The organism is Endozoicomonas sp. PH6C (genome assembly GCF_059322965.1).
This window is the reverse complement of record NZ_CP185342.1, coordinates 6,658,853-6,676,855: the sequence shown is the minus strand read 5'-3', so window position 1 is coordinate 6,676,855 and position 18,003 is coordinate 6,658,853. Positions and strand designations below refer to the sequence as shown.

Annotated in this window: 16 protein-coding genes; 11 read left to right on the top strand and 5 right to left on the bottom strand. The window is 50.4% G+C overall.

Translation table 11 applies throughout. The features are described 5' to 3' along the window. The first annotated feature begins 3 nt into the window (after positions 1-3). Genes gspI through ACOMG9_RS23620 form a run of 6 tightly spaced genes read left to right on the top strand, consistent with a single transcriptional unit; the run spans position 4 to position 4,645 of the window. Entirely contained in the window at positions 4-405 is a 402-nt protein-coding gene (gspI, locus tag ACOMG9_RS23645; RefSeq protein WP_422135886.1) for a type II secretion system minor pseudopilin GspI, read from the top strand. Next, positions 402-1,040 (top strand): type II secretion system minor pseudopilin GspJ, encoded by a 639-nt coding sequence (gspJ, locus tag ACOMG9_RS23640; protein ID WP_448218711.1) that lies wholly within the window; start codon positions 402-404, stop codon positions 1,038-1,040. The genes gspI and gspJ overlap by 4 nt, the downstream gene beginning before the upstream one ends. Then, the gene (gene gspK, locus ACOMG9_RS23635; RefSeq protein ID WP_448218712.1) at positions 1,037-2,044 is read left to right on the top strand and encodes a type II secretion system minor pseudopilin GspK; all 1,008 of its coding nucleotides are present in this window, start codon (positions 1,037-1,039) and stop codon (positions 2,042-2,044) included. Before gspJ ends, gspK begins: the two co-directional genes overlap by 4 nt. Continuing rightward, entirely contained in the window at positions 2,041-3,276 is a 1,236-nt protein-coding gene (gene gspL, locus ACOMG9_RS23630) for a type II secretion system protein GspL (protein WP_494529523.1), read from the top strand. The genes gspK and gspL overlap by 4 nt, the downstream gene beginning before the upstream one ends. Further along, a complete protein-coding gene (locus ACOMG9_RS23625) occupies positions 3,273-3,839 on the top strand; it encodes a type II secretion system protein M (protein WP_494529522.1) in 567 nt (188 codons plus the stop codon). The genes gspL and ACOMG9_RS23625 overlap by 4 nt, the downstream gene beginning before the upstream one ends. Before the next feature lie 5 nt (positions 3,840-3,844). Continuing rightward, a complete protein-coding gene (locus ACOMG9_RS23620; RefSeq protein ID WP_494529521.1) occupies positions 3,845-4,645 on the top strand; it encodes a type II secretion system protein N in 801 nt (266 codons plus the stop codon). 4 nt (positions 4,646-4,649) lie between these two features. Here ACOMG9_RS23620 and ACOMG9_RS23615 read toward each other — a convergent pair whose 3' ends face one another. Together ACOMG9_RS23615 and ACOMG9_RS23610 are read right to left on the bottom strand one after the other, a co-directional pair. Then, positions 4,650-5,501, bottom strand: a complete 852-nt coding sequence (locus ACOMG9_RS23615) for an ankyrin repeat domain-containing protein (RefSeq protein ID WP_494529520.1) — start codon at positions 5,499-5,501, stop codon at positions 4,650-4,652. 136 nt (positions 5,502-5,637) lie between these two features. Next, positions 5,638-7,236 (bottom strand): ankyrin repeat domain-containing protein, encoded by a 1,599-nt coding sequence (locus ACOMG9_RS23610; protein WP_494529519.1) that lies wholly within the window; start codon positions 7,234-7,236, stop codon positions 5,638-5,640. A gap of 497 nt (positions 7,237-7,733) precedes the next feature. On the opposite strand from ACOMG9_RS23610, the gene ACOMG9_RS23605 reads away from it, so the two are divergent. Further along, positions 7,734-8,030 carry a HigA family addiction module antitoxin gene (locus tag ACOMG9_RS23605; RefSeq protein WP_422451616.1) on the top strand — a complete coding sequence of 99 codons (297 nt, stop codon included), beginning with the start codon at positions 7,734-7,736 and terminating at the stop codon, positions 8,028-8,030. 33 nt (positions 8,031-8,063) lie between these two features. Here the strand turns inward: ACOMG9_RS23605 and ACOMG9_RS23600 are convergent, their stop codons facing one another. Beyond that, positions 8,064-8,549: a DUF29 domain-containing protein gene (locus tag ACOMG9_RS23600; RefSeq protein WP_448218719.1), complete on the bottom strand. Its 486-nt coding sequence runs from the start codon at positions 8,547-8,549 to the stop codon at positions 8,064-8,066. A gap of 251 nt (positions 8,550-8,800) precedes the next feature. Between ACOMG9_RS23600 and ACOMG9_RS23595 the strand changes: the two genes are divergently transcribed. Then, the gene (locus ACOMG9_RS23595) at positions 8,801-9,934 is read left to right on the top strand and encodes an RNA-guided endonuclease InsQ/TnpB family protein (protein ID WP_448218720.1); all 1,134 of its coding nucleotides are present in this window, start codon (positions 8,801-8,803) and stop codon (positions 9,932-9,934) included. Positions 9,935-10,145: 211 nt separating this feature from the next. Continuing rightward, positions 10,146-10,571, top strand: coding sequence for a hypothetical protein (locus tag ACOMG9_RS23590; protein WP_448218721.1), 426 nt, complete (start codon positions 10,146-10,148; stop codon positions 10,569-10,571). A gap of 71 nt (positions 10,572-10,642) precedes the next feature. Here the strand turns inward: ACOMG9_RS23590 and ACOMG9_RS23585 are convergent, their stop codons facing one another. Then, positions 10,643-14,308 (bottom strand): SbcC/MukB-like Walker B domain-containing protein, encoded by a 3,666-nt coding sequence (locus ACOMG9_RS23585; RefSeq protein WP_494529518.1) that lies wholly within the window; start codon positions 14,306-14,308, stop codon positions 10,643-10,645. Beyond that, positions 14,305-15,549 (bottom strand): exonuclease subunit SbcD, encoded by a 1,245-nt coding sequence (gene sbcD, locus ACOMG9_RS23580; RefSeq protein ID WP_448218723.1) that lies wholly within the window; start codon positions 15,547-15,549, stop codon positions 14,305-14,307. Before sbcD ends, ACOMG9_RS23585 begins: the two co-directional genes overlap by 4 nt. Positions 15,550-15,839: 290 nt before the next feature. Here sbcD and nagB point away from each other — a divergent pair, with 290 nt between their 5' ends. Both nagB and ACOMG9_RS23570 read left to right on the top strand, forming a co-directional pair. Continuing rightward, complete coding sequence (gene nagB, locus ACOMG9_RS23575; RefSeq protein ID WP_422135875.1) at positions 15,840-16,640, top strand: glucosamine-6-phosphate deaminase; 801 nt, start codon at positions 15,840-15,842, stop codon at positions 16,638-16,640. A 432-nt stretch (positions 16,641-17,072) separates the two neighbouring features. Beyond that, the gene (locus ACOMG9_RS23570; protein WP_494529517.1) at positions 17,073-17,918 is read left to right on the top strand and encodes a hypothetical protein; all 846 of its coding nucleotides are present in this window, start codon (positions 17,073-17,075) and stop codon (positions 17,916-17,918) included. Positions 17,919-18,003: the final 85 nt, after the last annotated feature.

Below are 18,003 nucleotides of genomic sequence, written 5' to 3'. Positions count from 1 at the left end.
TAAATGAAACGTTATTCAGGTTGTTCCCGATGTTCCCGACAGGTCAGGGGCTTCACTTTGTTAGAAGTGTTGATGGCCATGACTATTCTGGCCATCGCCGGTATCACGGTGCTCAGAACCAGCAGTGAAAGCCTGGATAACAGCCAGTACCTGAAGAACAAAACCATGGCTCGCTGGGTAGCCGACAATGAACTGGTCGATCTCTACCTGAAGGATCAATGGCCATCCCAGACCTGGAAAAAAGAAACCCGTGAGCTGGCTGATCAAACCTGGCATGTTCGATACCGAAGTGTGCGTACGGCGGATGACAATTTTCGGGCCATCCAGGTCGAAGTCCGACTCGACCGTGATGAGAAGAAAGCCGCTCTGGCCAGTCTGCAAACTTACACGGTGAAGCGGTCTTGAAGTCATTGAATGTCATGCAACACTCGACCCAACGCGGTTTTACATTGCTCGAAATGTTGGTGGCCCTGACCATTTTTGCACTGGTCAGTATGAGTGCCTGGCAGATTCTGCAGGGGATTATGGGTGCTCGGGATGTTGCCAGCGATCACCAGAGTCGTATTCGGGAAATTGACTACGCCATGATGGTCATGGAGCAGGACTTTCGGCAAATGATTGATCGGGGTGTGCGGGTCGATGGTGAACTGACGGATCAGAGTCTGTTTGCCGGTAGAGACATGCTGGAATCCGATGACGAGGCGGCGGCCTTTATTCGTCTGGGCTGGCGCAATCCGCAACAGAAACTCCCCCGCTCCGAGTTGCAGAAAGTCAGCTATCGGCTCAAAGCCGGAGTGCTCGAACGTCAGCACTTTTATGTGCTGGACCCGGAGGAGAATGCAGAACCTGTGGTCAGGGATCTGTTAACCGATGTCCGCTCACTTAAATTTCAGTACTTTATTAATGGCCAATGGCTAGAAATGCTCGGCAATACCCTGCCCCAAGGTATGAAGATTACGTTTGAGCTGAATGATCTGGGGGTCATCGAGCGGCGCTACGTGCTTTCCGGGAACTGGGAAGTTCAGGAGCAAGATTCATGACGAGCCTGATTTCAGATAAAAAGAATACAACGTCTTTTCAGCGTCGTCAGTCGGGTGTCGCATTGCTAATTGTTATGTTCGTATTGACGTTGATGGTGCTGATAGCGGCAGAGATGACTTTTGGATTTTCCCTGCAAATGCGCCGGACAGCCTCCCTGCAACAAATGGAACAGGCACGCTGGTATGCATTGTCTGGCGAAGAACTGGCAGTCAAAGTACTTCAGGACGGGTTTGATGAAAGCGAAGAAACCGTGAATCTTGGTCAAACCTGGGCCACGGGGGAAGTGACTTTTCCGATGGATGGCGGAACAATCAGGGGCGAAATTTTCGACGCTCAGGCCTGTTTAAACCTGAATGCTTTGCAGGCTCCGGATAAAGAAGGGCAGACCTCGGTTGAAGTCAAAGTGTTTCAATCCCTGATGGAAGCTTTGGGAATTGAGTCCTATCAGGCCGAGATCATTGCACAATCAACCAGAGACTGGGTAGATAATGACAACACCCAGGGGTCAGGCATGGGCGCGGAAGACAGTTATTACCAGTCTCTGCCAGTGCCCTATCTGGCCAGTAATACCAGTATGAGATCGGTTTCGGAGTTGAGAGCGGTAAAAGGCGTCAATGCCAGAATAATGAGAAGGGTCAAACCTTTTGTCTGTGCATTGCCGGCCACTGAAATGAAGATCAATATCAATACCCTGTCGCCGGACCATGCGCCGGTGCTCAGCGCCCTGTATTGGGGTGAGCTTCCCTTAGAGCAGGCAAAAGAGGTATTGGAACAGAGGCCGGAGAATGGCTGGAGGAGTGTCGATGAATTTATTCAACAACCCTCTCTCTCCAACTTCAGTGCCGAAAACACCCATGAATTGATGTCGGTGGACAGTCAGTATTTTGCAATGACTGCAACCGCTTCTTATGCGGACACCAAAGTCCGAATAAAGAGCCTGTTGCGGCGGGAAGAAGAGAATAAGTTCAGCGTCATTCGCCGAGAGTTTGGAGGGCTTGAGTGAGCCAGTATCTTATCATCAGGCTGCCCGGAGATCCCGGCCAGCCCGTTCACTGGCAATGCTATCCAGTAGAGCAGGAGCCAGTGATTCAGGTAACCGAAGGGGAAAACGCTACCTCTGGTATTCTGCCGTCTGTTGAAGACCTGGGAACACTGATGGAGTCATTCCCGGATACCAAAACCATTGCCCTGGTTCCCACGGAGCTGGTCAGTGTTCACTGCCTTCAGGTTGAAGGCAGACTAAGCAAGGCGGTATTAAAGTCACTGCCTTTTCGTCTGGAAGATGATCTGGCTGAGGATGTGGATGATCTTCATATTTCGGTTATTGCCAGAGAAGGAGCTCAGGTTTATCTGTCAGTGGTCGCTCATTCGAAAATGGCTTTCTGGTACGAAGCACTGAATCAGTCCGGCCTTAAAGTCAAAACCCTGATTCCTGAAGCCCTGGCTCTGCCCTGGACCGAGGGAGAGTGCTCGGCGCTGGCCATGGATGGACGCTGGATACTCCGGGATGGCCGCTGGCACTGGGCTGCCTGTGATCCATCCTGGCTGAGCTTCTGTCTGGCAGAGGACGACTCAGAAGAAACGCCCCTGAAAGTGAACTGTTTCAGCGAACTACCAGAGGACAGGCCGGGTGAATGGCGTCAGGAAGCTTCGGGCTCTGCTCTGGAAGTATTGGCAGCGGGTGCGGTGAGCGCCACCTCACAGAAAAACAGTGCCAACCTCTTGCAGGGCGTCTGGCAGGTAGAGTCATCCGTCATCAAAAGCCTGAAACCCTGGGGGCTGGCTGCCGGACTTCTGGCTTTTACCGTCATTCTGTTTATGGCTCAGGCGGTAGTGAAGTCGGTACAGTTGGAACAACAGGCTGAACAGCTTAATGCACAGGCGCATAAGATCTACAGTGACATGTTCCCCGGTGAGCGGATTGTGCGTCTGCAGTCGCAGATGCGGCAGAAGCTTATGGCCTTGAAAAGTAGCAACAGCGATGACTCGGGTCTGCTGAAACTGCTCGATCAGACTGCCCCGCTGTTTAAACAATATCCGCAACTCAAGCCGGTTACTTTGTCGTACAACCAGTCTCAGCAATCACTGCGGGTGGAAGCTACTGCGAAGGATTTTGATACTTTTACGGCATTTCGGGAAGAGTCGGGTGAGCAACTGGTGATCACGGTTGAAACACTGGAGAAGCGTGGTGATATTGCCAATGGTACGCTGATCATCAAGGCGAGTGATTCATGAATAACATTGCGGAAAGCTTCAATGAGCGTTGGCAACAGGCTCAAAGCTACTGGCGTGGTCTGAGTCGACGCGAGCAGCAACTCTGTATGGTAGCAGGGGCGTTTATTATTGTCTGGAGCATTTGGCAGGGTATTTTAAACCCTTTGTCAGAACGTCAGTTAGCTGCCGAGCGAAAGCTGGTGGCCAGTCAGAAGTTACTGGCTTCTGTAGAGAAACAGGCCAACGAGATCGTCAGTCTGCGTCAGGGTCGGCCTGACAAGAGCCGCTATCTGGTGTTACCTCTGGACCAGTTGGTGAACAGAACCGCAAAAGATTTTGATCTGCGCATCACCGGGGTTCGAACCGTTCGAGATTCATTGCAGGTCGATCTTGATACAGTGGGCTTTGATCGTTTATTGGCATGGCTGGTCAATCTTCAACAGCAGGGTGGGGTTGAGATCAGGGAGCTGGAGGTAGAAGCCGCCGAAAAGCGCGGTCATGTGATCGTTAAGGCTCTGAGATTGGAAAGAGCCTTCAGCGCAGAGACAGCCTTCAGCGCAGAGACAGCCTTCAGCGAGAGTTAAGACATATGAAGAAAATCATTTCTCTGGCTGCACTGGCCGTTGTTTCTTACTCAGTTTTTTTGCTGGCAGGGTTGCCAGCCGCTTTTGTCTGGCGTCACGCACCCAACATGTTGGGGATTGAGCTGGAAGGTCTGTCAGGTTCAGTCTGGTCGGGTTCAGCGCAGGAATTAACCATCAATGGTATCGAGCTTCAGGAAGTCAGTTGGGATTTCCAGCCTTCTGCACTGCTCACCGGAAAGGTCAGCGCGGACCTCGAGGTCGGCGATAACTTGTCTGCTGTTGTGGGTCAGGCGACAGTGACCTACAGTCCTCAGGGTGTGATGGTTGAAGACCTTGAAGCAGACGCCTCGGCAGGCTGGTTACAGCAGCTTGCAGCCATGCCAGTTCCGGCAACAGCCAAAGGTAATATCAATCTGGTGGTAGACTCCCTGGTTTATGAACAGGGTCGGTGTGTCGAGCTGGATGGTCGTATGGAATGGGAAAGAGGGCGAATCAGCAGTCCTCTGGGTAACGTGGAACTGGGTAAAGCAGATGCTGATCTCACCTGTAAGGGAAATACTCTGGAAGGTAAAATTAGCCAGTCATCCGAGTTTCTGACAACAGATGCCGTTTTCAGCTTTAATCTTAACGGCAGTTATTCATTGAACGGGAAAGTGTCTGAAGGTGAAGCTCTGCCGGAAACCATGAAAGATGGAATGAAGTTTCTGGGAAGGCCGGATTCTCAGGGGCGCTTCCCTTTAACATTCAGAGGGGGCATCCAGGGGGTATTCTTATCCAACCGACCGAACAGATCAAAACATCAGTAACTTGCTAGTATTCCCCAGCGTTGATCAGGAGATTCACACAGTCGGTATTGCCCATCTCGATTGCTATGGACAGTGGGGTGGCGCCGTCCGAAGTCCTGGCGGCATTGAGATCCGTCTCGGCGTTGATGAGGATTTCCACGCAGTCGGTATTGCCTTTCGCAGCAGCAACGAACAGCGGGGTGGTGCAATCCTCAATTTGCGCATTGATATCTGCCTTGGCTTCGATCAGGATTTTCAGGCTGTCGTTGTTGTTTTGCTGAGCAGCCATGAACAGCGGGGTGGCGCCATCCGAATTCCTTGCGTTGAGAGCCGCCCCTGCGTTGATCAGGAGTTTCACGGAGTCGGTATTGCCTTTCGCAGCAGCCATGAACAGTGCGGTGGCACCATCCGAACGGGCAGCGTCAAGCTTCGCCCCAGCGTTGATCAGGCGTTCCACGACATCAGTGCGCACGCTGATGGATGCCAACATCAAGGCGGTGAAATCAGCAGTCATAACGGCATTGACATTGACTCCTTCTGCCAGTGTCCTCTCCACCTGATCCAGATGCCCGTTTAAACAGGCATCAAAAAACGTTTGATCGGGGAAAAATGTATCCGGGTGAGATTCACTGGTGTTCTGATTCACCATAGGCATCGGGTTTTGCCGACACATCGCGCACTGGCGTGAGCCGATGGGCTGATCAGCAAAACACTTTGAAACACAGTCCAGATCGAAGCGGTGACCACAACATTGGGTTTTGACGACCACAGGCGCTTGACTTCTGCCGTGGAAGGGAGCCAAACAAATAGGACAGTGATCGGCCTTCAGTGTCCATGGGGAGAGGATAGCGAAAAGTGCCACACATAAGTAGAACATCTGTGTTGGTCAATAAGCCGTGTGGGTTAGATACAGAAAAGCATATTAGTTCATTTATACGGCTATCAAAGTTCGCTGTGGCCAAACAATCACCTGTTTCAAAAACTCAGAAGATGGGAACAGCCGAGAGCCCTGTTTACTGGACAGCATGACACTTTTCTTTTGTTTCCTTCACTGCCATTGTTCCCATCTCTGCCTCAGCGTTGATGAGGAGTTTCACGCAGTCGGTATTGCCCTTCTTGGTTGCGATGGACAGCGGAGTGGCGCCAGTCTTGGTGCGGGCGTTGATATCCGCCTCGGCGTTGATCAGGAGTTTCACGCAGTCGGTATTGCCCTTCAGGGCTGCGGTGAACAGCGGAGTGGCGCCATTCGGCAGGGCAGCGTTGAGATCTGCCCCGGCTTCGATCAGGATTATCAGGCAGTCGGTATTGCCTTTCTGGGCTGCGATGAACGTTGGGCTGGCACCACCCTTAATCCGGGTGTTGAGATCTGCCCCGGCGTTGATCAGAAGTTGCACGCATTCGATGTTATTTTCCTGGGCAGCGACGAATAGCGGGGTGGCACCATTCAGCAGGGCAGCGTTGAGATCCGCCCCGGCGTTGATCAGGAGTTTCACGCAGTTAGTATTGCCTTTCGCAGCAGCAACGAACAGCGGGGTGGCGCCATCCTCAATTTGCGCATTGATATCTGCCTTGGCTTCGATCAGGATTTTCAGGCTGTCGATGTTATCTTGCTGAGCAGCCATGAATAGCGGGGTGGCGCCATCCGAATTCCCTGCGTTGAGAGCCGCCCCGGCGTTGATCAGGAGTTCCACGCAGTCGGTATTGCCTTTCGCAGCAGCAACGAACAGCGGGGTGGTGCCACTCTTAGCCCTGGCGGGGCTGAGTTCCGCCCCGGCCTTGATCAGGAGTTTCACGCAGCCAGTATTGCCTCTCGCAGCAGCAACATACAGCGGGGTGGCGCTAGCCTTAGTCCGGGCGTTGAGATCCGCCCCGGCATTGATCAGGAGTTCCACGCAGTCGGTATTGCCCTTCTCAGCAGCAACGTACAGCGGAGTGACGCCATCCAAAGTCCGGGCGTTGAGATCCGCCCCGGCGTTGATCAGGAGTTTCACGCAGTCGGTATAGCCCTTCAGGGCAGCGATGAACAACGGAGTGGCGCCATCCGAAGTCCGGCAGATGTTGAGATCCGCCCCGGCTTCGATCAGGATTATCAGGCAGTCGGCATTACCGTACACAGCAGCCATGAACAGTGCGGTGGCACCATTTGAGCGGGCAGCGTCAAGGTTCGCCCCAGCGTTGATCAGGCGTTCGACGACATCCGTGTGCCCTCTGCTGGATGCCAACATCAAGGCTGTGGAATCAGCAGTCATAACGGCATTGACATTGACTCCTTCTGCCAGTGTCCTCTCCACCTGATCCAGATCCCCGTTTAAACAGGCAAAATAAAACGTATGATCGGGGAAAAATGTATCTGGGTGAGATTCAGTGGTGTTCTGATTCACCATAGGCATCGGGTCTTGTCGACACATCGCGCACCGGCGTGAGCCCATGGGCTGTTTAACAAAAGACTGCGAAATACATTCCAGATCGAAGCGGTAGCCACAACATTGGGCTTTGACGACCACAGGCACTTCACTTCGGCCATGGAAGGGAGCCAAACAAATAGGACAGTGATCTGCCTTTAGTGTCAAAGGTGAGAGGGTAGCGAACAATGCCGCAAATAAGTGGAACATCTGTGTTGGTCAATAAGCCGTGTGGGTTAGATACAGAAAAGCATATTAGTTTATTTAAACGGCTATCAAAGTTCACTGTGGCGAAACAATCACCTGTTTCAAAAACTCTGAAGATGGGAAGTCTGAAAGCCATGTTCACTGAACAACACAACACTTTTTTTGTTCCCTTCTTTAACCTCTGTTCACTACCTCGCCCCAACGTTGATCAGGCGTTTGACGACGTCTATGTGAGCCTCGATGGATGCCAACATCATACTTCATGCATCAAATGTGTGATCAAGAGCCGTATGACGGGAGACTGTCAGGTATGGTTCCGTAAGAAGCCTGGAGATGAAATTTCCCCTTGCTTACTCGACTCAACCAGCGGCTTGAGCGGCTTCTGTTTTGATTGTTTGACGTTTTAACCCACGATCAAGTCATTCAACGGTAAGCAGACAAAGTCGTTGTTTGAAGGTGGATCGTATTCGCAATAACAAAGAATGGCGCGTCTGCTTTAAATGGCATCTAACCAACTGCGCCCTATACACCCTGGTGAAATCCTCAGGGAAGATTACCTTAATCCTCTGGGTATGAGTGCCAACGCACTCGCTATAGCGCTGAGAATACCAGCCTCGAGGATTAATGATATTGTTTTGGAAAGACGCGCAATAACGCCTGATACTGCCCTGAGGCTGGCAAGATACTTTGGTGGCGACGCACAGAGCTGGCTTAACCTGCAAACGGCCCATGACCTCAAAGTCACCGCAGCTGAACTGGGCAATAGTCTTGAAGCTATTGAGCCGAGAGTTGCCTGACATGACGTAGGAAGGAATACCTCTAAACCTGCCCTAATCTTCTGGTAGCCAGTCTTCCTCGATAATCTGATCGTATGTCCAGGGACACTCTGCCGGAAAGCTGCCATCATCAAGCTGCTGATGCTTCTGGACGTAGCGGTTCATTTGTTTTATGGCCAGACGTTTGGCGTGGGGGTAGACACTGGACAGTGCTTCATCGGTCAAACGTTGCAGGGATGGATTTTTACGAATAAGTATCCATATATCACTTCTGGCCCGATCAATGCTGCCGAACCATTCCCGACAGTTGTAGGGCTTCGGCAATACGGGATTAATTACCTGAGTTTGGTAACGGTATTTCAGCAAGTGCAGAAGCAGGGTTTTCAGGTGTGATTCAAGGGTACTGGATATATCGCCCATTTGCAGAGTCATTGCCTCCAGTAGATTAGGGATGTCCAGATCGTCAAATTGCCTGTTTTTAAGCAGTTCCCGTTGCTGGCTGATCCAACTGTGGTAATCAGTTGTATATTGGTTTTCCATCGTCAACTCTGCACCAGTCAATCCATAATCATCCAATGTAGACCAGAAACCGGAGGTAATGCAAAGCCACTCCGTCAGATGCCATTGACAGAGGCAGGAAGTTGGTTTTTTGATCGTAGGAAAGGTTACCTGAACCTGCGTAAAGCATCGCCCAATCGGGCGGTGATATAAGCAACAAGCCCGTGTAGGGCTTGCAGAACCGGAAGCTTTAATTATTTACAGGCGCTTATCGTTTCTGTAATATTCCTGCCATGAAAACTAAACGCGCCTACAAAGAACGATTCTACCCAACGCCGGAACAGGAAATACTTCTTGCCCAGTCGTTTGGTTGCGCCCGTTTTGTCTATAACAACACCCTCCGTTTTCGCACTGATGCCTACTACAAAGACGGGCAATCTATCTCCCATTCCGAGGCAGAAAAGCGGCTTGTGTCGCTCAAGACAGAGTTCCCATTTCTGGCAGATGTATCCAGTGTCATCCTGCAACAAACACTCAGGGATCAGCAGGAAGCCTTCAAGAACTTTTGGGCTGGCAGGGCGAAATACCCTAAGTTCAAAAAAAGACATTCAAGACAAAGTATGCGGCTGACAAAGGCTGCTTTCAGCGTTAAAAACGGTCACCTGTTTATAGCCAAAAGCAAAGAGCCTCTGAACATCCGCTGGAGCAGAGAACTGTCTTCTGAGCCTTCCAGTGTCACTATCAGCAAAGATCGGGCAGGCCGGTACTTTGTTTCTATGTTGTGCGAATTTGAAGCTAAAGCAATGCCTATTAGAAATAAGACAGTGGGCATTGATTTAGGTTTGAATGATCTGTTCATCACTTCAGACGGTGAAAAATCCGGTAATCCAAGGCACACCAAACGCTACGAGCGAAAGCTCGCCTACCTTCAGCGTCAGTTGTCGAAAAAGCAGAAAGGCAGCAGCAACAGAGCTAAAGCAAAGCTCAAGGTTGCTCGTATCCATGCAAAAATTGCCGATTGCCGGATGGATGCTACTCACAAGGCATCCCGCGAATTTATAGACGAGAACCAAGTTGTTTGCGTAGAGTCTCTGAACGTGAAGGGTATGATTCAAAATCCAAAGCTGGCCAAGCACATAGCCGATGCAAACTGGGGAGAATTTGTCCGACAGTTGCAATACAAGGCGGAGTGGGCAGAAAGAAAGGTTGTTCAGATTGACCGGTTCTTTCCAAGCTCCAAGCGTTGCTCCGGCTGTGGGTTTGTCCATGAAAGCTTGCCGTTGTCTATTCGTGAATGGGAGTGTCCAGAGTGCCGCACTCATCACGACCGGGACATTAACGCAGCAAAGAATATCAAAACCGCCGGGCTGGCGGAGTTAGCCTGTGGAGCGACTGGAACGGGGATGGCTGCGAAAGCAACCATCTAGGGAAGGCGTGACGAAGCAGGAAGGTTCTTGGAGCGATCTAAGAACCCTCGCCCGATAGGGCGGGGAGTGTCAGCATTGTATTCATCGCGCATTGTGTGATGAATATAGCCGAGCATAATTGCGCTCAGTTCAGAGCAACGGTTCTGAGTATGTTCTGTCGTATCAGCCATTCAAACTGACTGTTTTTTTTCTTCCCGTTAATGGAAGCTCCGTGAATAAAATCTTCATAAAAATTCTATTGTTTGTTCTGGTTCTGGCCGGAGCCACTGTCCTGTACCTGAAGTTTAAACCGGTTGAAAAACCGGTCACTCCGGCACCGGAGCTGACTCAACTGTTGGAAAGAGCTCAGCTTCAGGCGGAAGAACTGACCATGCCAAAGGCAGAACCCATTAATCTGGCAGACTGGCAGCTGCTGATGCAGCAGGTGGCTGACCAGAGCGGTTTACAGATTGGTGTCAGAGAGGGCAATGCCCAGCAGGCTGAAATCTATATCAGGGAGGGATCGGTAGCGTCCTTTGTGAACGGGTTTGCGGATATGTATGCCAGAGGGCTCAGAGTTCAGAGCATACGATTGCTGGAAACCGGTGAGCCAGCGCAGGTTAAGGCTGAAACAGTGAAGCTGTTGGTGAGCCCTTAGGAATAATGGCAATACCTCCCACGACTTTTCTCAGGCTAATGTTCTGACTCTTGGCCGAAGGCTAATGCCGTCTATCCGACCACGGCATAATGTTTGTCCAGAGTACTGTATCCCAGCCCTGTCTCTTTCCTCACTTCAATACGTGTGGGAATCCTTTCTTTCAACGATTCAATATGCGAGATGACCCCTACCATCTTTCCTGAAGCGTTCAGGTTATCCAGGGCATCCAGCGCTATTTCCAGTGTCTCCTGGTCCAGTGTGCCGAAGCCCTCGTCCAGAAACAGGGAATCAATGCTGGTTTTGTGACTGACCAGATCGGACAAGGCCAGTGCCAGTGCCAGACTGACCAGAAAGCTCTCTCCTCCCGAAAGAGTTTTGATGTCCCGGGCGGTATCCCCCTGCCAGGTATCAATGACTTCGATGCTGAGGGCTTCGACCGCTTTTCTATGCAGCTGGTAACGACCATGCAGCCTTTGTAAATGCTGGTTGGCCAGATAAATCAGATGATCGAGTGTCAGTCCCTGGGCAAATTTACGAAACTTGTCGCCTTTTGCCGAGCCGATCAGACTATTGAGATGTTCCCATACCGCAAACTGCTCTCTCTGTTTGCTGATTTCATCTACCCAGTCAGACAACTGCTGACGCTTTTTCTGGTCTTCGGTGAGCGCCTGTCGAATTTCACCCAGTCGTTGATTGTTGAGGCTCAGTTCTGCTGTCTGTTGTTTCAGGCAGGTCAGGATTTCTTCAGCGGCTTGTTTAGTCAGGGCCTCTTTCAATAGTTTTTCCAGAGAGGTTTCTGCCAGTTTGAAACGTTCGGTACTGCTGGCAATGGCTCTGTCCAGAGTGCTTTTCAATGCTTCCAGTTCGCTACGTTGTTCAGGAGCAAGCAGAGCCTGCTGAAACTGTTCGCTGGAATCAAAGGGGCTGTCTTCCAGAGTGGTCTGCCAGTGTGCTTCTTTTTGCTCCAGTTCGGACTGGTGAGTTTTCTGGTCATTGAGATGTTGCCCGATAGAGCCGGACAGCTCGCTCTCAGCGCGCATTGTCGTTTGCAACTGCGTTTCTGCGTTTTTAAGGTTTTGTTCGGCGGTGACTATGGCCTGCTCGATCCTGCTGCGTTCCTCTGTCACCTTCAGTTCTCCAAACAACGTGAACCGCACGTCTTTGCGATCAGCCTGCTCTCTGTCGATCTGATCCAGTTGCCGGTTTAATTGATCGGCCTGCTGTCGGGACTGAAGCAGATTCTGCTCAAGCATTTGCATCTCATGATTGAGCGTTTGCAATGCCTGCTGTTGTTCAAGACTCTGCTGATGGCATGTTTGCCAGCGATCTTTCAACGCTTTCTGGCTCATAAGCCAAGTGTCCTGCGTTTCCAGTGCCGGAAGCGCCGTTGCCATTGACTGATTGAGGGCTGCTTCCAGCTGGCCCAGTTCCTGTTCGTGTCGGGATAGCTGCTGCCTTAGTGTTTCGATCTGTTCTGACGCTTGACTCAGCTGTTGATGCAAAAGAGCCAGTTGCGACTGTTTCTGATCAAGCTGCTGCTGTTCCCGGGTAGCCACCTTCTCGGCACTTTGCAGTTGCTGGTTGATTGCGTCCAACTGCTTGACCTGTTCATTAATGGCTATCAGCTGCTCTCTGGTGCTGTCCAGCCAGCTATGAACCGATTCAGAGTCAGAGATATTGAGTTGAATCTGCAGTGACTGACAAAGCTGCTGCCATTCTGTCTGCGTCGATGCCTGTCGGTCCTGTAATTCGAGAATGCGTTTTTCTGAAGTGTTGCACAGCGTTTTCAGTTCTGTTTCCAGCTGCTTTTTCCGGGTTCCCTGTTGTTCCAGTTCTGTCACAAGCCGCTTCTTTTCTTCCTGCCGATGTTGAGTGGAGTCGACGTCTACCTGTTGATAACGCTGCACAGCAGGGTGTGCTGTTGAGCCACAGAGTGGGCAGGGGTCGCCTTCTTTCAGGTGATGACGATGTTCACTGAGACTGGCAATTTTTTGCTCTTGAAGTAGCAGGGTTTCCAGATCTTTCAGATGCTGAGCTTCTTTTCTGTAAAGGTCCCTTTGTTGAGTCAATTCTGTCTGAACAGTGGTGAGTTGCCGTTTGTTTTCGTCCAATGTCGTTTTTTCTGCACGCAGGCTGACCTGGCTTTCCAGATGTTGCTTAAGCAGAGTTTTCAACTGCTGGCATAAGGGTACTTTCTCCATCAGGGCGTGTTGTTGTTGCCTGAGTAAAGGCTCTTCCTGACCCTGAAGCCAGTGTTGACGCTGAGCCTGCTTTTGCTCAAGCAGGTCACGGGACTGGGCTAATTGTTCCTGACTGACTTTTTGCTGTTCCAGCAACTGCTCGTGCCGGGTGCTGTCCTGCTTATTCCGGGTATGGTGTTCTTGCAGCCTGTGTTTAAGCTGATTAATCTGCTCTATCAGAGACTTTCTCTGATCAAACTGCGAATGCCAGAGAGGCAGCTTCTCTGCCAGTTTCTCATGATGAGTATGTTGAGCCAGATATTCAGAAGCCTGTTTCAGAGAATGCTGAAGCTCTTGTCGACTCTGTTGCAGTGTTGAGTGCTTTTCTTGCTGGCTCTGAAGCGCTTTACCGAGTTCTTTCTGTGCTTCATACAGCTCGGCCTGAATGCGTTGGGCCTCGGCTATTTTAAGATCCAGAGGAATGATCTGATCTGCGATCAGTTGCTCGGTTTCCACTTTTTGTTGTTTGACCTGTCTGAGGTTTTCCTGCGCACTTTTGCTGGCCTGTTCTTTTTCTGTCAGGGTTTGCTTGAGTGTTTGCTCTTTCTCCAGCAATTCATCCACCTGTTTCTGACGCTGAGCTGCCGCTGCCTTCAGAGTCGATAACTGATCATAGACAGGCTTTATTTCCAGGGCAGGAATCGATTCGTCCAGCTTTTTCAGCGTTTCACGGTTGGCTTCCTGCTGTTCCAGATTTTGCTGGAGTAACTGCCGGGATGTTTGCTTTTCTTGCTCAAGCTCTGCTTTCTTTTCCAGCCAGATATGTTGTTTGTTCAGTTCATCCGTCTGGCTCTGTATCCTGCGGTTGGATTCCGTCAGGTCGGTCTGTTCTTCAGTGAGCTTTTCCAGAACACTGACGTCCAGTAGTTCAACGCCTTCGGTTCTGGCCTGAAGCAGGTTGAGTGTTTCCTGTTCTGCCCGTGCCCGCTCAAACACCCGGCGGGAAATTTCTCCGTAGATATCCGTGCCTGTCAGCTCTTCCAGAAGCTCGGCCCGGTCATTGGCGCTGGCCTGAAGAAAAGCAGCAAATCCCCCCTGGGCCAGCATCATGGACTTGGTGAAACGACCAAAATCAAGGCCGGTAATGTTACTGACGATCTTTAGTTTGTCCTGGATGCGGCTGGTAATGATGGTGCCATCCAGTTTCGCCAACTCTACCTGTGGGCTTTGTAATTTACCGTCTGCCTTGCCTCTGGCCCGCCGCTGGGACCAGAAAGAACGATAACCCTGTCCCTGAACTTCAAACTCCACTTCCGCCAGTGATTCTGACGTATGACGTGTCATCAATTCGTTATCGCTGGCAGAAACTGTGCTAAGTCGGGGAGTCTGGTGATAAAGAGCCAGGCAGATGGCATCCAGTAGCGTGGTTTTTCCCGCACCTGTAGGACCGGTGATGGCAAAAAGACCGTTGTTGCGGAAGTTGTCTTCCGTGAAATCAATTTTCCACTCACCTTTGAGCGAGTTGATGTTTTTCAAACGTAAACTGAGGATTTTCAAGCTATCAATTCCTTCTCGTCCTCAAATTCAGAGGTTTTGCTGTCATCATCCGTTTCATCCAGAGTGGCAAGGATTTCATTAAACGCCCGGTTGAGACTGGCTGTGCGTTGTTCATCAAGATCTTCGTCGTTCAGTCGCCGGGCAAACACTTCAGCGACATCAAGTTCGTCGAGTGTTTCTTTGCATTCGCTATGTAAAGCCGTGCTGTTGATTTCACGCTTTCGACGGACTCTTAAGACTTCCAGATTTCTGCCCTCCAGCATGATCTGAATAGGCTTTTGCAGATCGGTGAGGTAGTCGTCAGTGCTGACTTCCAATTCCAGCCAGGTGGTGAGTGGAGAGTCGTCATTGATCTTCTCCAGCGACTGTTGAATGGTCTTCAGGCTGCCTTTCAGGCTTTTCAGGGAACGAAAGGTGGGCACTGCCAGTTCATTGATTTCTGGCGCAGTGCCAGGCTCAAGGTCAACCAGCACCACCTGTTTAGGGCAGGACGTTTCATCAAAGCTGAGCGGAATAGGGGAGCCTGAGTAACGGATATGTGCCTGATCCGAAACCTTCTGGGCGCGGTGCAGGTGCCCCAGGGCTATGTAGTCTGCCGGAGGGAAGGCACTGGCCGGAAAAGCCGACAGGGTGCCAATATAAATATCCCGCACCGACTCAGACATTTGTCCACCGACCGTGGTCAGGTGTCCTGTAGCCACGGTTGGCAGGTTTTTGTCAGAGGCCAATTCAAATACTTTTTGGTAGTGCCTGGCAATTGCGTTCTGCAGAGCCTGTTGTTTATCGGTGTCACTGTCACCAGCCTGACTTTCCAGAACATCTCTGGGTCGGATAAACGGTATAGCGCATACCACTGCCCCGGGTTCTCCCTGGTGGTTCTTCAAAACTACTATCTGGTCATCCGGGTTATCTGTAACGCCACCCACCACGTAGGTATTCAGGCAGGCCAACAAATCTCTGGACTCATTCAGGGTTGAGACCGAGTCATGGTTGCCACCGACAATAATCAGCTGCTGACAGCAAGTTTTCTGCAGGTCGACAATGAAACGGTTGTAGAGTGTTCTGGCATAGCTGGGCGGCGTTCCGGTATCAAAAATATCACCGGCAATGATGATGGCATCCACAGAATTCTCTTCAACGGTTGTCAGCAGCCAGCAAATAAATGCCTGATGTTCAGGCTCACGGCTCTTGCCTGTAAAGTGCTGGCCAAGGTGCCAGTCAGACGTGTGGAGAATGCGCATGTATTGAAGACTAACCAGAAAGAGAGGTGGACTGTAAAGAATATACTTTTTGAGTCAGGACTGTCAGTTTTATTAAAGAGGCCGCTGGTGGGTTCGGAAAGTAAAGTATCCAGCTGCTCGAACTGTTTCAGAGAAATTCGTATCTTTTGCACGAAACATTGATCTGTGAGATAGGCCGTTATCTGTAGAAATGATAGTGTAACCGCTTACATCATGCCGAAAACAGGGTGACAAATGTCCATCGTCCGGCTAAACAGAATTCAGAAGGTCCACAACCGGAAGATTAAACCATGCGCTTAATTCCTCTATCCGCAAAATCCGACGTGGGCAAATGGGCCGCCAGGCACATTGTCAGACGGATCAACAAGTTCAAGCCAACGGCAGACAGACCCTTTGTTCTGGGGCTGCCCACAGGCAGTACGCCTCTGGCTACCTACAAGAACCTGATTGAGATGAACCATGCCGACGAGGTGAGCTTTGAGCATGTAGTGACTTTCAATATGGACGAATACGTGGGCATTCCCGCCGATCATCCGGAATCCTACCGTACCTTCATGTTTAAGAATTTCTTTGAACATATTGATATCCGACACGAAAACATCAATCTGCTCAATGGAAATCCGAAAGACCTGGAAGCCGAATGCCAGCGTTATGAAGACAAGATCAAATCCTGTGGCGGCATTGATCTGTTTATGGGTGGAGTTGGTCACGATGGCCATATTGCCTTTAACGAGCCAGGCTCTTCCCTGTCTTCACGTACCCGTATCAAGACCCTGACTGACAAGACCCGTCAGGCCAATTCCCGTTTCTTCGAAAACGATATCAATCAGGTACCCAATCTGGCTCTGACCATTGGTGTAGGCACACTGATGGATGCCCGTGAAGTCATGATTCTGGTCACTGGTGCGGATAAGGCTTATGCCCTCCATGCTGCGGTAGAAGGCTCTGTGAACCATTTGTGGACCATTTCTGCCATGCAGATGCACCCGAAAGCCATGATCGTCTGTGATGAAGATGCCACCATGGAACTGCGAGTCAAGACCCTGAAATACTTTGCCGAGCTGGAAGCTGAAAATATTCGCGGCCTCTGATTTTCGGGCGGGTTCTGTGCCAGTGCAGCGGATTAACAGACTCACTGGATCAGGGCAGAAATGCCGGTATTTGGAAAGTCATTCAGGACGGCCATTTCCAGAATTGATTCTCTTGATCTGTAATGGTGGGGTGGCTTAACAAAATATTTTTTACGGTAAAAAAAGCAGTTATAGAAATGAGTATCTATAATTGAGCGGTGGTCTAATCCGGAAATATCATAAAGTGTCTAGCTTCTCATTCTACCGCTTTGCAAGTGATACATTTTGTTGTTAGACGAAAGTGGGCTGGCAAGAAGTAGGCATGTGACGTTCGTTTATTTTTGTACAGTTCAATAAACGATGGCGCCAGTATCATTGATGCGAAATTGATTCTGGTGAAAGCGACTTAATGATATTTCAGGGTTATCACATCAGAAGAGGCTTTTTTTAATCATGAAAGTTTTACTGGTTGTACCCGTTAGTATACTTCTTTCCGGTTTTGCGTCTGCGGCAGATGTGGTTTTCAGAGATGAAACGGTGGGGCTCGGTTACGGTTTCAGTGCCAAAGCTGATGGCTTTGCGTACAGTGGACTGACACACTTCAGGAAGGTGAATGGCTTGTCGGTCAAACTGGATTTTGTCGAAAAGTCTGGTGTTTACATTCCCGTCAATACCAATATCGGTTTCCAGAATGTAAATGATGATGCTCATCCCACTGATGCCAGGTATCCTCAGGGTAGTGTCGGTTGGTCCTTAGACAGTTCCGATGTGTATAAACCTACTTACACTTTTAGTGTGTTTGCAGGAGGTAGATTTTATTATCCTGATGAACAGCCATACCAGGTTACACTGTCTGTAGATGGTAAAGAATACGGTCCTGTGAAAACAGACAGTCAAAGTAACTGGTCACCCACTTATTTTCATAACGTGCCCTTCGCGGAGAGTAGCAGACTGACTATAGTTCTGTCCCCGCTGCCTTTAATCCAGCTACCTGAAGGTGCAGTACCCGAAGGTTCAGTAGCTGAAGGTGCAGTACCTGAAGGTGCAGTACCCGAAGGCGCAGTACCCGAAGGTGCAGTACCCGGAGCTTCAGTACCCGAAGGCTCAGTAGCTGAAGGTTCATTACCTGAAGGTTCAGTACCCGAAGCCTCAATACCCGAAGCCTCAATACCCGAAGCTTCACCTGAAGCCGTGGTTTCTGAAGCCTCAGCCTCTGAAGCCCCGGTGCCTGAAGCATCAACGCCTGATATCTCATTATCTGAAGCTCCAGTGCAAGGGAGGCAATATGATGAGCATTAAGTGTTGCGGGTCATAATTTCAGGCAGGGTCCCTGTTCTGTCGACATCTGTTTGTTTCTACCCGGATAGAAGAATAGCTTTCTATC

What these genes read in the sequence shown, in the direction of transcription:
- gspI (WP_422135886.1), top strand. Translation starts at nt 4, where the DNA reads ATGAAACGTTATTCAGGTTGTTCCCGATGTTCCCGACAGGTCAGGGGC.
- gspK (WP_448218712.1), top strand. Translation starts at nt 1,037, where the DNA reads ATGACGAGCCTGATTTCAGATAAAAAGAATACAACGTCTTTTCAGCGT.
- ACOMG9_RS23625 (WP_494529522.1), top strand. Translation starts at nt 3,273, where the DNA reads ATGAATAACATTGCGGAAAGCTTCAATGAGCGTTGGCAACAGGCTCAA.
- ACOMG9_RS23620 (WP_494529521.1), top strand. Translation starts at nt 3,845, where the DNA reads ATGAAGAAAATCATTTCTCTGGCTGCACTGGCCGTTGTTTCTTACTCA.
- ACOMG9_RS23615 (WP_494529520.1), bottom strand. Translation starts at nt 5,501, where the DNA reads ATGTTCTACTTATGTGTGGCACTTTTCGCTATCCTCTCCCCATGGACA.
- ACOMG9_RS23610 (WP_494529519.1), bottom strand. Translation starts at nt 7,236, where the DNA reads ATGTTCCACTTATTTGCGGCATTGTTCGCTACCCTCTCACCTTTGACA.
- ACOMG9_RS23605 (WP_422451616.1), top strand. Translation starts at nt 7,734, where the DNA reads ATGGCATCTAACCAACTGCGCCCTATACACCCTGGTGAAATCCTCAGG.
- ACOMG9_RS23600 (WP_448218719.1), bottom strand. Translation starts at nt 8,549, where the DNA reads ATGGAAAACCAATATACAACTGATTACCACAGTTGGATCAGCCAGCAA.
- ACOMG9_RS23595 (WP_448218720.1), top strand. Translation starts at nt 8,801, where the DNA reads ATGAAAACTAAACGCGCCTACAAAGAACGATTCTACCCAACGCCGGAA.
- sbcD (WP_448218723.1), bottom strand. Translation starts at nt 15,549, where the DNA reads ATGCGCATTCTCCACACGTCTGACTGGCACCTTGGCCAGCACTTTACA.
- nagB (WP_422135875.1), top strand. Translation starts at nt 15,840, where the DNA reads ATGCGCTTAATTCCTCTATCCGCAAAATCCGACGTGGGCAAATGGGCC.
- ACOMG9_RS23570 (WP_494529517.1), top strand. Translation starts at nt 17,073, where the DNA reads ATGAAAGTTTTACTGGTTGTACCCGTTAGTATACTTCTTTCCGGTTTT.